The 12,691-nt window shown below is 47.9% G+C and carries 6 protein-coding genes; 3 read left to right on the plus strand and 3 right to left on the minus strand.

Annotation, left to right across the window (positions count from 1 at the left end; translation table 11 throughout):
• Window positions 1-257: 257 nt before the first annotated feature.
• Window positions 258-2,456, plus strand: a complete 2,199-nt coding sequence (locus tag AC5JLB_RS12755; RefSeq protein WP_495874204.1) for a CHASE2 domain-containing protein — start codon at window positions 258-260, stop codon at window positions 2,454-2,456.
• A 270-nt stretch (window positions 2,457-2,726) separates the two neighbouring features.
• Here AC5JLB_RS12755 and AC5JLB_RS12760 read toward each other — a convergent pair whose 3' ends face one another.
• Window positions 2,727-3,398, minus strand: coding sequence for a glutathione S-transferase family protein (locus AC5JLB_RS12760; protein WP_495874205.1), 672 nt, complete (start codon window positions 3,396-3,398; stop codon window positions 2,727-2,729).
• 98 nt (window positions 3,399-3,496) lie between these two features.
• On the opposite strand from AC5JLB_RS12760, the gene AC5JLB_RS12765 reads away from it, so the two are divergent.
• The gene (locus tag AC5JLB_RS12765; protein ID WP_495874206.1) at window positions 3,497-5,470 is read left to right on the plus strand and encodes a S9 family peptidase; all 1,974 of its coding nucleotides are present in this window, start codon (window positions 3,497-3,499) and stop codon (window positions 5,468-5,470) included.
• Between the two features lie 49 nt (window positions 5,471-5,519).
• Here the strand turns inward: AC5JLB_RS12765 and AC5JLB_RS12770 are convergent, their stop codons facing one another.
• A complete protein-coding gene (locus AC5JLB_RS12770) occupies window positions 5,520-6,941 on the minus strand; it encodes a hypothetical protein (protein ID WP_495874207.1) in 1,422 nt (473 codons plus the stop codon).
• 991 nt (window positions 6,942-7,932) lie between these two features.
• On the opposite strand from AC5JLB_RS12770, the gene trmFO reads away from it, so the two are divergent.
• The gene (gene trmFO, locus AC5JLB_RS12775) at window positions 7,933-9,312 is read left to right on the plus strand and encodes an FADH(2)-oxidizing methylenetetrahydrofolate--tRNA-(uracil(54)-C(5))-methyltransferase TrmFO (protein WP_495874208.1); all 1,380 of its coding nucleotides are present in this window, start codon (window positions 7,933-7,935) and stop codon (window positions 9,310-9,312) included.
• A gap of 167 nt (window positions 9,313-9,479) precedes the next feature.
• Here trmFO and AC5JLB_RS12780 read toward each other — a convergent pair whose 3' ends face one another.
• Window positions 9,480-12,554 carry a GAF domain-containing sensor histidine kinase gene (locus AC5JLB_RS12780; protein WP_495874209.1) on the minus strand — a complete coding sequence of 1,025 codons (3,075 nt, stop codon included), beginning with the start codon at window positions 12,552-12,554 and terminating at the stop codon, window positions 9,480-9,482.
• Window positions 12,555-12,691 lie beyond the last annotated feature (137 nt).

A 12,691-nucleotide genomic window follows, 5' to 3' on the forward strand; every position in this document is an offset into this window, starting at 1 on the left:
AGCAGAGGTTTAAGCAAAATTACCCTAAGTGATGTGTATTAAAGCACACTTGATTTTGGCTCTTGTCCTCGCTGACCCCTTCTTGATTCCCGTGATAAAATTTCTATCAATTAAGCCCAATCAGGAGTTGCTTGGAGAGATGTTAACGGCAGCAAGCCCCCTTGCGTAGTCAGCTTGTTCTCTCCCTGATAATAAAAAGAACGTAAAACGCGATCTATCCATGCTTGTTCTCGGTGTAATGCCGTTCTACCTAACCCATGGTTAAGCATCTTGAGTGGCGACGAGTCTTGACAACCGTGCTGACTACCGTGTGGGAGAGCGGACGAATTTGGATCACCGCTTCGGCAGTGACAAGCTGCCTGATTGGTCTGCGCGTGAGCGGCGTGCTGCAAACTTGGGAATTGAGCACGGTGGATCAGTTTTTTCGGCTGCGTCCAGCTGAAGCGATCGACGATCGCATCGTCATCATTGGTATGAATGAAGAGGACATTCAGCAGTTGGGTTGGCCTCTATCTGATACACAACTAGCGGCAGTGCTGCAAACGGTTCAAGCGGCAGAGCCACGAGCCATAGGGGTTGACTTTTATCGGGATATTCCAGTCGGATCGGGCAATTCTGATCTGCTCAGTACATACCAATCCATGCCCAATTTAGTGGGCATTGAGCAGCTAAAAGATCGCGAGGGGTCAGGTGTGGCAGCCTCTCCGAAGCTCAAACGGCTCGGGCAAGTTGGCTTTAACAATATTGTGTACGATAGCGATCGCAAGATTCGTCGGGCGCTTCTGTATTGGACAGTAAACGGCAAGCAATATCAGAGTTTCTCGCTGAAGTTGGCATTGCGCTACTTGAGCGCAGAAGGAATTCAGCCTAAACCAGGGGCGAAGCAGCCCCGCTATCTGCAATTGAGAAATGCCGTTTTTCCGCAACTGACACCCAACGATGGAGTTTACAATCAAGCCGATGCCGGCGGCTATCAAATACTGGCAAACTTCCGAGGAGCGGCGGGTCAGTTCAAAACGTTTTCGCTGAAGCAATTACTTAACAGAGAGGTGCCGCCGAATCAGTTGCGCGATCGCATTGTTTTAATTGGCTCGGTCGCTACTAGCCTCAAGGACTTTTCGGCAACGCCCTACACCAAACTGCAGCTCGGCTCATCAGGACTGATGGCAGGCGTTGAAATTCAGGCGAATTTCATCAGTCAAATTCTGAGTGCCGCTCTCAACAATCGACCGTTGTTTCAGACCTGGACGGAACCGATTGAGTGGATTTGGATTTGGGTTTGGGCGGCGGTTGGTACGGGTCTAAGTTGGAAGCTGAGATCGCCGCATCGCACCGCTCTGGTCATCCTGTTTATAGGAGTCGGATTAATTAGCGTTTGCTACGGCGCGTTTTTAGTCGGGTGGATTATTCCCGTTGTGCCCAGCTTTTTGGCCTTGACTGGCTCCGCCCTAGCCATCATCAGCTACATTGCTCATAGCGAAGAAGAACTGAAGCGGTCGAAAGAATTTTTACATCGCGTCATTAACAGCATTCCCGATCCGGTGTTTGTTAAGGATAAACATCATCGTTGGATCGTATTGAACGAAGCGTACTCCAGATTTTTAGGAAAGCCTGTTGCAGAACTTGTCGAAAAATCGGATTACGACATTTTTCCGGCTCACGAAGCAGATATTTTCAGGCAACAAGACGAGTTGGTGTTTCAAAACGGACATGAATTAGAACACGAGGAACAATTCACAAGTGCGGATGGTACGACTTATCATATTGCCACGAAGCGATCGCTGCACAAAGACGCAGCAGGCAACCGCTTTTTAGTCGGTGTGATTCGAGATATTACGCACCGCAAAACCATTGAAAATGAATTGCGACGAACCACGGTAGAACTGTCTCGCTCAAACGCAGAATTACGTTTATCGCAAGACCGGCTGAGCTATCTCGCTAATCATGATGGATTGACCGGATTACCCAATCGAAATCTATTGTATGAACGGTTAAGTCAATGCTTAGATTGGGCAAGCGAGAATGGTAAATTAGTTGCTATTTTGTTTCTTGATTTAGACGGGTTTAAACGTATTAATGATACGTTGGGTCATGGAGTTGGGGATTTGTTGCTGCAAGCGGTGGCACGTCGCTTGAGTGGATGCTTGCGAACCAGTGATATGATCGCTCGGCTCGGCGGCGATGAATTTGTTGTGCTGCTGCCATCGATTCCAGATCTAAATAATGCAACAACCGTCGCTGAAAAAATTTTACACACCCTGTCTCAAGCGTTTGCAATTTCAGGTCAGACCTTACTGGTTTCATCGAGTATTGGAATTAGTCTTTATCCAACCCATGCAGACGACCTAGAAACCCTGTTGCAAAAAGCAGATGAAGCAATGTATCAGGCAAAACAAGCTGGGAAAAATCGATACGTCATTAGCGCGGTTAACTCTGAGGAAACCGCAGACGCTTGAATGGTAATACTTGGTCATTTCTTCCCGATTGGAAAGCGCTGAGAGAGAATCGCTGATTGGATTGCTGGCAAATCGATTAGTCGTTGAACTGAATTTTCCAGAGGAAGTCATGCAGCGACAGACAAAATCAAAGAGCTAATAACAAACCTCGATTAGCTCACTTCCATTAAATCACTTTCATTCGGGCACGAGGCGTCCAGGTGGAATGCCTTTTTTATTTTATTAGAGTTTATGCAACTCAATCGAACGCCTAGCTTCTAAAGGAAGTGTTCAACTTAGAAGCTCGTACGTGCCGCCGCGCTCTAACGCTCTTTGGTAAGCTGGGCGAGCATGGATACGATCGAGAAAATTCATCAGCTTCGGTCGGCTCACATCTAGGTCTGCCCGCGCGGTAGCCGCTTCGATTGGGAAACTCATCTGGATATCAGCAGCGGTAAATTCATTGCCAGCAAACCATGTACTTTTCTCAAGTTCCGCCTCCAAGTAGTTCAGATGCAGCGCAATCTGAGGTTCGATGTACGAGCTTTTAGTCTGCCTTGAAATTGCTTGAGCGATCGGACGCACAAAAAAGGGCATCGGACGCTTCTCGATTTGATTGAAGATCAGCTTCAATACCAGAGGCGGCATCGCCGAGCCTTCTGCGTAGTGCAGCCAGTAGGTGTACCGCAGCCGCTCCGGGGTACCAGGCATGGGAACGAGCCTGCCTTCGCCATAGCGATCGACCAAGTACTCGATGATCGCGCCAGACTCAGCCAAGGTCAGATCACCATCAGTGATGACGGGCGACTTGCCGAGAGGATGCACCTCGCGCAGTGATGCTGGCGCAAGCAGAGTGTTTGGGTCGCGATCGTAGCGCTTGACTTCATACGTTAGTCCAAGTTCTTCTAGTAGCCAGAGTACTCGTTGGGAGCGAGAGTTATTCAGATGGTGGACGATGATCATCAGACCTTTACTCTTACAGTTATAGGTATGCCTTTGCACTGTAGCGGTTTTCCCTGAACATCTGCTTAGAGGGTTACGGTTTCTCGTATGATTAAAAGATGCGATTTTTTTCAAGATTTTTAGCCGCAACGCTGGCGATCGTTCTCTTACCTGCAATCATGGTTATGGCTCAGTCTGACGCCATTCTTCCTGGAGAAAACCTCGTCGTTGAGGGGATTCCAGCCATTCCGTCGTCTCTGACGGAAACCGTTGAGCGTTACACCCAATTTCGGTTTGCGAGTTTATTAAGTTGGCATCCAACGCGACGAGAGATGCTGATTTCAACTCGTTTTGGCGATGTACCGCAAGTGCATCGGGTCAAGTTTCCGTTGAGCAGTCGTCAACAGATTACGTTTTTCTCGGAACCTGTGGATGGAGCTAGCTTTCAGCCGACCCAAGGAGATTACTTTGTCTTTAGCAAAGATGTAGGGGGTAATGAATTTAATCAGAACTACCGCTATGACGTAGCTTCGGGCAATGTGACGCTGCTCACAGACGGCAAATCTCGCAATAGCGGTGGCGTGTGGTCGAATAAGGGCGATCGCATGGTCTATACCTCGACTCGGCGGAATGGAAAAGATGCAGATTTTTACGTAATTAATCCTCAGACTGCAAAAGCTTCGGCTGCGCCGGCCCCGGAGGATCGCCTGTTAGCTCAAGTTGAAAGTGGCGGTTGGGGAGCTGCCGACTGGTCGCCCGATGATCAGAAAATACTGGTTCAAGAGTATATTTCTGCGACAGAAAGCAACCTTTGGATCATTGATGCGACTTCGGGCGAAAAGAAGCTGACTACTCCAAAAACTGGAAACAGCAAGGTTTCTTATGAAGCAGGAGCTTTTAGCAAAGACGGAAAAGGACTTTATGTGATCACCGATCGCGAGTCTGAATTCCTCCGATTAGCGTATGTTGATCTTGCAACGCAGAAGCACACCTACCTAACCAGTCAGATTCCGTGGGACGTTGAGGAATTTGATCTTTCAGATGATGGAAAGTTACTTGCCTTTGTCACGAATGAAGATGGGGCGAGCGTGCTGCACTTGCTTGACACCGCAACAGGTAAGGAGAAAGCACTCCCCAAGCTCCCGATTGGGCAAGTGAGCGGTATCTTATGGCATCCTAATAACCAGGATTTAGGCTTCACGTTGGTCGCGGCGCGATCGACTGCCGATGTCTATTCGCTCAACGTGACCGATAACAAGATTGAACGCTGGACAGAGAGCGAAACCGGAGGACTCAACACGGCAAACTTCTCAGAACCAGAACTTGTTCGCTGGAAGAGTTTTGATGGCAAAACGATTTCTGGGTTTCTCTATCGTCCGCCTGCCAAATTCACAGGTAAGCGTCCTGTGATTGTCAATATTCATGGCGGCCCAGAAAGTCAGTTTCGTCCGAGTTTCTTAGGGCGACTCAACTACTATCTCAATGAGTTAGGGGTTGCGATCGTATTTCCTAACGTTCGGGGTTCTACAGGCTACGGCAAAACGTTTGTCGATCTCGACAATGGATTTCGACGAGAAGATTCGGTGAAAGATATCGGGGCGCTGCTCGATTGGATTGCGACTCAGCCGACTTTAGACAAAGACCGCATTCTGGTGACAGGCGGAAGCTACGGCGGATATATGTCATTAGCCGTCGCGACTAAGTATAGCGATCGCATTCGTGCTGCGATCGACATCGTGGGAATCTCGAATTTTGTCAGCTTCTTAGAGCGGACAGAAAGCTACCGTCGTGACTTGCGACGAGTGGAGTATGGCGATGAACGCGACCCAAAAATGCGAGAGTTTTTGCAGAAGATCTCGCCGTTGAATAATGCCAGCCAAATCAAGAAGCCGTTATTTGTGGTGCATGGGCAGAATGATCCGCGTGTACCGCTAAATGAAGCTCAGCAAATTGTGAAAACCGTTCGGAATAATAAGGTTCCGGTTTGGTATCTCATGGCAAAAGATGAGGGACATGGATTTAGCAAGAAGAAGAATGTGGATTTTCAGTTCTATGCAACGGTAATGTACCTGCGAGAAACCTTGCTGAAGTAGGGCAGCCGAGTTGCCTCTTGAAGCATCCAGTAGAGCCATCTAGACCCGTCTATTGTCTTAACTGCCGAATCTGACGGGTCTCTTCTAAGCTGCCTTCAAAATCTTCTTCACTTAACCGTCGTACATAGTTCACTTTAATTTCTTCTAGCAGATCTGTTGCAAGCGATTGCAGTTCCTGAACGGATTGCTCGCGCTGCAATTCGGTTGAAAAGGTCTGTCCGAAGTTCTTCACGAGTTTAGTGACTAATTCTGCTCCGGCTTTATCTTCTAATGCCATAACGATCGCACCGTACACGCCTTGAGTGACCTCTGTAACTAGCCGCTCATTGATTTGACGCGGCACGTCACCCACAAGCGGAACGGCTTTGAGCGCTTGATAAGCAGGAGACTGACTCAGAATCATCTCGATATTGTGGCGCATCAGCGCTTCGAGATCCGGCCTAATTTTGGGAAGGACGCTGTACACCGTTGTCTGTAACAAGTGAGTCGCTAAATCTTGTATCTCATCGCGCTGGTTCAGGTCGATGTAAGGACGTTTGGCAGATTCCACCAGCCAACGCGACACTTCTCCCCGCGCGATCGCGTCTTTCAGGCGATTGATCACTTGGATCACAACGACTTCTGCGATATCTTCTGAAATATTGGCAACAAAGCCTTGGCTCGCTTGAACTCGAATTCGGGAGAAGTTAAGAAATCCAGCATGTTCTAGGCGTATCGCGACGGGAATCACGCGCAAAAACCGCCAAAACGGAAGCAGCAGAAAGATGTCGTACCATCGCCACAGCATGGCATCGAACCAACCCAAGCTTTTGAACCGGCGGCTGAGGTAAAACGTCCGCGCCAGAAACTCTAACCCAAACAGTGCGATAAACGGCGCATCGATCAACCAAAACCAATCGGTAAATTCGCCATTCTCGCCAATGGTTCGATAATAGTTAGAGGCGATCAACGGGCGGATGTTCTGATCAAAAAATTGCAGTTCCGAATCGACGCCTTTTTTCGCCAAATAACTTTGGCTCCAAAATACAGCAAAGGCTTGGCGGGACGATTCGTTACGCCGTTGCCCAAAGATGCGATCGCGCATCCGATTTTTGATTTTCTCTAACGTTCCAGATTTGTTTGCAACTGCAAACGGATTGCTTTGAATCAGTTCATCACTGCGATCGCGTAATTCCTGCAAGCGAGTCCGCACTGCTGTAGATTGCGGTCCGCCTTGCTGAAGGTCTTGCTCTAGCCGATTCACCGTTTCTAAATAGGCTTCTGTGTCTCGATGGGGTTCAATTCCTTTCACACGGTCATAACGCTGTACCAGAACAGGAACATGGCGGAACCAGAAATCTCGCCACGGGATATAAGTACTATCAAGTACGACTAAGCCAAGATTGGTAAGAGCCGCGATCGCCATTACTCTTTCAAACCAAAGATTCTTGCGGCGAGAAGGACTGATCGCGATGGGTCGAACACGAGCCATAGGAGCGAGACACAAAGAGAGTATAGGCTCTAGAGTACAAGGTACTCAGTATCATTTGTCAGATTATAAAGTCGGATTATTAGGTAGAGAAACAGAATGAATTACATTCCTCATGCAAAAACCTCCAATTTCTTCGAGAAATCGGAGGTTTAGATATACGTTTTTTGGGTTCACCGACTTATAAGTTGTCAGATTTCTGAACGTCTACTGAAAAAGCATTCTGTTTAGCATTTTTAGTCGCCTTCTGAGTATCAGATTCGCATACTGAACCAGTTAGAGCAATGACCAGATTTCCCTTGTTCGTGTAGCAGGTGTAATCGGAAGACACTACGGTTCTTGTAGAAGTACGATCTGCGCTGATCACTTGCGAGAAACTGCTCAATGCGCCTGTTAGAAGAGAAGCTAAAACTAGCGTTTTCAACATACGGTTAGAGAGGAGGTGTACTTCTTCAGAGTTGACCAATCCTCATGAAGTAATGCTGGGTTAACACCTCCAATCAATAAATTTTTAATGAAGATTAGCTGAGAATAGCCGTCTGTTGAATCACACTTTGCGCTCTTAGGTGCGCTCACCTAACTGAATCAAGCCCATCTTGCCGCGATCGCTCTAGGGCGCTTAGGAGATAGGAGAATCTCTCATACACAGAGCCACTGGAGAAAAGTAGAGCGCCTTGAAGAAAACGGCTCTGAGTAGAGATAATTTTTTGTCTCTGTCAAAACTCTAAAGCTATCCTTTGAAAAAAGGCAGTGTTTATACGTATTCTTCACGCTTTTTTCATGAGTAAACTAATTTTTTCATGAGTAAGGCAAAAGAAATACGGTATTCATAAACAGTTAATAAATATCGTAGGAGCATTATTTTCCACGCGATCGTAGACAACAGGCTAAACCAAATAGACCACTTCAATTCAACGCAGAAAATGCCGCCTTTATTAGCAGTGCTTCATCAATAGCCTTTATCCTAAATAGAGACACACGATCGCGGATAACAATGACAGATCTCCAACCAATACAGGTGCTGGGCGGCGGATTAGCAGGCACAGAAGCCGCTTGGCAAATTGCTCAAGCAGGCGTTCCGGTGATTTTGCACGAGATGCGCCCTCTGATGCAAAGCCCAGCTCATCACAGCGAACATTTAGCAGAATTAGTGTGCAGTAACTCTTTTGGGGCGCAAGCTACTGATCGGTCTTCGGGTCTACTCCACGAAGAACTGCGGCGGTTGGGGTCGATTGTAATTAGCAAAGCCGATGAGCATCAGGTTCCGGCAGGAGGAGCGCTGGCAGTCGATCGGGCAGTGTTTAGCCAAAATTTGACTGAAACGCTTTTTTGCCATCCGCTGATTGAATTGCGTCGAGGGGAAGTAACAGAGATTCCAGCCGAAGGTATTGTGGTTCTCACGACAGGACCGCTTACTACGCCTGCCCTAGCCGATGATCTTCAAAGATTTACGGGCATGGAATATATGAGTTTCTTTGATGCGGCAAGTCCAATTATCGTCGGGGAGTCGATTAATTTTGAGACGGCATTTTTAGCCTCTCGCTACGATCGCGGGGAAGCCGCTTATCTCAATTGTCCGCTAGACAAAGACCAGTACTTGCACTTTTGGCAGGAATTGTGCAAGGCAGAACAAGCCGAACTGAAGGACTTTGAGCGAGAAACCGCAAAGTTTTTTGAAGCGTGTTTGCCCATCGAGGAAATGGCGCGGCGGGGTGAAGATACGATGCGCTATGGTCCAATGAAGCCTGTTGGGCTGTTTGACGCCCGTAAAGGCGATTTTCGGGCTGCAGAAAATAAGATTCATCGTCCCTATGCGGTGGTGCAATTGCGGCAAGAAGACAAAGCGGGTCAACTTTGGAACATGGTTGGCTTCCAAACGAATTTACGATGGGGCGAACAAAAGCGGGTGTTCAAACTCATTCCTGGATTGGAGAACGCTGAGTTTGTCAGAATGGGCGTCATGCATCGCAACACATTTATCAATTCGCCAGAATTGCTATCGCCAACGCTACAGTTTAAGCAGCGACCAACGCTATTGGCTGCCGGACAGATTAGCGGGACAGAAGGATATACCGCCGCTTCAGCCGGAGGTTGGTTAGCGGGGACGAATGCGGCACGGTTGGCACTAGGGCTGCCAACTGTGGAGCTTCCCGCAACGACCATGATGGGCGCATTGTTTGATTTCATCAGTTCTGCGGCTCCAAAAACCTTTCAACCCATGCCCCCGAACTTTGGAATTTTGCCCGCATTACCGCAGAAGATTCGTAACAAGCAAGAACGGTATGGTCAGTATCGCGATCGCGCTTTTGCCGATCTCTCATCTTGGGCAGCGATGCATCGCATTTCTTATCATCAGATGGCATTGGTCGGGTAGCAAGGTGCCTATTAAACGCCTTATCGCACCGACGCTAAGATAAGGCGATCGCTTCACTCTCTAATGCCTACTTTCCCGCATTCTTTTGTTGCCGACAAAAATTCTGCCGACACTCACCGTTGCCCGCCTTCAATCGAAACCAAATTCAATTTTTGGATGTTTGCAGGCTAAGCCGTTTCGGTTCTAGTTCTCAGCATTTGAGATTGTCGAATTGGAATTTCAATCGCAAACTCTGTGCCGCGATTGGGCTGAGAAGCACACTTCAAATCGCCATTATGACCTTCAGTAATAATCTGATAACTGATAGACAGCCCTAAACCTGTTCCTTTGCCCACTGGTTTAGTGGTGAAAAAGGGATCAAAAATGCGCGATCGCACTCGGTCAAGTAGACCTATTCCATTGTCTTTAATCCGAATGCTAATTCGACTCGTATTTACCACGGTGGTACGAATCTGAATCGTAGGAGTAATATTATTTCGTGCCGTGATCGATTCTTCTAAAGCATCAATTCCGTTGCTCAAAATATTCATAATCACTTGATTTAGCTGAGCCGGATAGCATTCGACAAGTGGCAATTCGCCATACTGCTTAATGATCTGGATGGCAGGGCGAGCCGACGTTGAATTTAGGCGGTGCTGCAAGATCAGTAAGGTGCTATCGATTCCATCGTGGATATTAACAAACTTGCGTTGAGCCTCATCCAAACGCGAGAAATTGCGTAGTGAAAGAACAATCTCGCAGATTCGCTCAGCTCCACTTTGCATTGAGCGAAGCAGCTTTAATGAATCTTGTCGAACGAAATCTAGATCAAAATCATCAATCAGATCTTGAATCTCAATGCTAGGGTTAGGAACATGCTTTTGGTACAGATCAATCAATTCTAAAATAGTTTGAAAATATTCATCAAGGTGACCAAGATTGCCAGAAATGAAGTTAACAGGATTGTTAATTTCATGAGCGACGCCTGCTACTAATTGCCCCAAACTCGCCATTTTTTCTCCTTGAATCAGGCGAAGTTGCGAGTCTTTTAATTCTGCTAACGCTTGAGCTAATTCAGTTGCTTGTTGTCTTGTTTGCTCCAGTAATTCTGCTTGTTGAAGCGCAATTCCAAGCTGAACGCCAATTTGTGTTAATAAATTCTTCTCATCGGTTGCCCAGCGGCGCGGCTCTGACATTTGATAGGCGACCAGCAATCCCCAAAGCGCTTCGCCCTGCAAAATCGGCACAAAAACCTCGTGACGCGAGTATTGTCCCACTTGAGTATTGGGCAGAAAAATGTCAGCGACCGAGATTTGAGGAGTAATGGTCGGCGTCCAGCCATCGGAGATCGAATCTGCGACAAATTCGCCGCTCCAGTCTTTATAAAATCGGTAGATGGCGACGCGATCGACCTCCAAAAACTGACGGACTTCTTGAGTTGTTGTTTGGAAGATGAAATCGAGATCGAGCGATTGACGAATCTTATCAATCGTTTTGAATAGCGATCGTTGTCGTTCGGCTGTTTTTTCAACCCGTTTGACATACTCGGCTTGCTGAAGCGCAACGCCAAGCTGCGAGCTAATTTGAGTTAGCAACTGAACCTCATCGCTCTGCCAACGTCGAGGCTCAGAGTTTTGAAAAGCGGCAAGCAAGCCCCACAAGTGCTGATCATGATAGATTCCCGCGATCGCGTAGGCACGCGCTTGATAGGTCTTCAACACTTGGCGATAGCAATCGGAGAAGCCAGCTTGGTCAACATCGTGGCACACGCGAACCCGCTCACCTCTTGAAAATCGTCCTCCTTTAGTGTCTTGCAGATGGGAATCGACGATCGGTGGCGTGGCTAACTGCTGCAAGCTACAATCGCTCACATTGTCGCGCAGATGAGAAGATGAAGTCAGGGGATGCACGAGCGAATCCCATTCAGGAGCCATCGATTCTGCCACAAACCGTCCACTCCAATCTGGGTTGAATTGATAGATCACCACGCGATCGGCATTCAATAACTGCTGCACTTCGTAAACTGACGTCTGAAAGATCGTCTCTAGATCGAGCGACTGTCGAATTCGGACAATGGATGCTGTGATCGCACGCTGCCGTTCGACCGCTTTTTCCTGAACTGCCACTTGCGCTAACAGCGCCGATTGAATCTGAACTTGTTTGAAATACTCAGCGTGCTGAAGCGCAACGCCCATCTGTGTGCCAATCTGCGCCAACCAATCAACTTCCAATGGCTGCCAATCGCGAGGAGACGTATTGTGATACGCCGCGATCAAGCCCCACAGACGCTCCCCCACGAGAATCGGCGCAATTGCAAAGGCTTTTGCCTGAAATTGTTCTAACAGTTGGATGTGACAGTCTTTGAGTCCCGCTTGATAGATGTCTGCGATCGCACAGGTTTCGTTGTGAACGTATCGGCCCCCTCCCGTCTCCTGTAAAAATGTATCAGCTACCATTGGCGAACTATCGACCAATGGCTTCCACCCGTCTAAGAGCGACTCCGCTACAAACAAACCACTCCAATCTGGCAAGAATTGATAGATTGCCACCCGCTCGACTTGCAACAGTTTCCGGGCTTCCTCAGTCGCAGTCTGAAAAATGGTGTCTGGATCGAGCGATCGCCGAATCACATCAATTGTTTTTGCCAGTGCCCGTTCGCGTTCTGCGGCACTCGCAAGCCGGATGGCTTGGGCTTGCACTTGTGTTAAATGCTCGGCTTGAGTAATGGCGGTTCCCAAATGCTGCGCGATTTGACCGACAAACTCGACTTCTGAATCTTCCCAGTTTCGTGCTTGCTGACAGTCATGAATACATAACAATCCCCATAGCGTTTCCCCTTTAAGTAAGGGAGCTACCACATTCGCCCGGACTTGAAACTGCTCTAGAATTTTGAGATAGCAGTCTTGGTATTGCCCTGCATGAATATCTGCGATCGCGTGAATCTGCCCCTGCTGATAAAGCGGTGCAAACCGTTCACTAAAGCGATGATCCTGCACCCTATGTTGCATTGCCGATACCCACGGCGCAGCAACATCTTCAGATACAAATTCACCTTCCCAATTTTGTTCTGGGTAGAACCGAAAGATAGCCACGCGATCGACCTTCAGCCATTGTCGAACTTCCGTCACCGTTGTTTTGAAAATCGTGTCGAGATCAAGTGATTCTCGGATTCTCGCAATCACGTCAGCTAACGCTTTCTGCTGGTCTGTCTCAGTTTGAACGGTTGAAGAACTTGGGTTTGAGGTGCTGATTGGGTGAGTCATGTTATGCATGGCTTGGGAAGCTATGTTATGAAGACCGCTCAAGCAGAAAGAGGTAGAAAGAGACACTACCTTAGCCCTACTTTCTGTGAGAAAAATCTTCACTCAAAATGCCCAACCACTTTTCAGCCCTAACCTAC

It is taken from the genome of Myxacorys chilensis (genome assembly GCF_059505265.1).

What these genes read in the sequence shown, in the direction of transcription:
- AC5JLB_RS12755 (WP_495874204.1), top strand. Translation starts at nt 258, where the DNA reads ATGGTTAAGCATCTTGAGTGGCGACGAGTCTTGACAACCGTGCTGACT.
- AC5JLB_RS12760 (WP_495874205.1), bottom strand. Translation starts at nt 3,398, where the DNA reads ATGATCATCGTCCACCATCTGAATAACTCTCGCTCCCAACGAGTACTC.
- AC5JLB_RS12765 (WP_495874206.1), top strand. Translation starts at nt 3,497, where the DNA reads ATGCGATTTTTTTCAAGATTTTTAGCCGCAACGCTGGCGATCGTTCTC.
- AC5JLB_RS12770 (WP_495874207.1), bottom strand. Translation starts at nt 6,941, where the DNA reads ATGGCTCGTGTTCGACCCATCGCGATCAGTCCTTCTCGCCGCAAGAAT.
- trmFO (WP_495874208.1), top strand. Translation starts at nt 7,933, where the DNA reads ATGACAGATCTCCAACCAATACAGGTGCTGGGCGGCGGATTAGCAGGC.
- AC5JLB_RS12780 (WP_495874209.1), bottom strand. Translation starts at nt 12,554, where the DNA reads ATGACTCACCCAATCAGCACCTCAAACCCAAGTTCTTCAACCGTTCAA.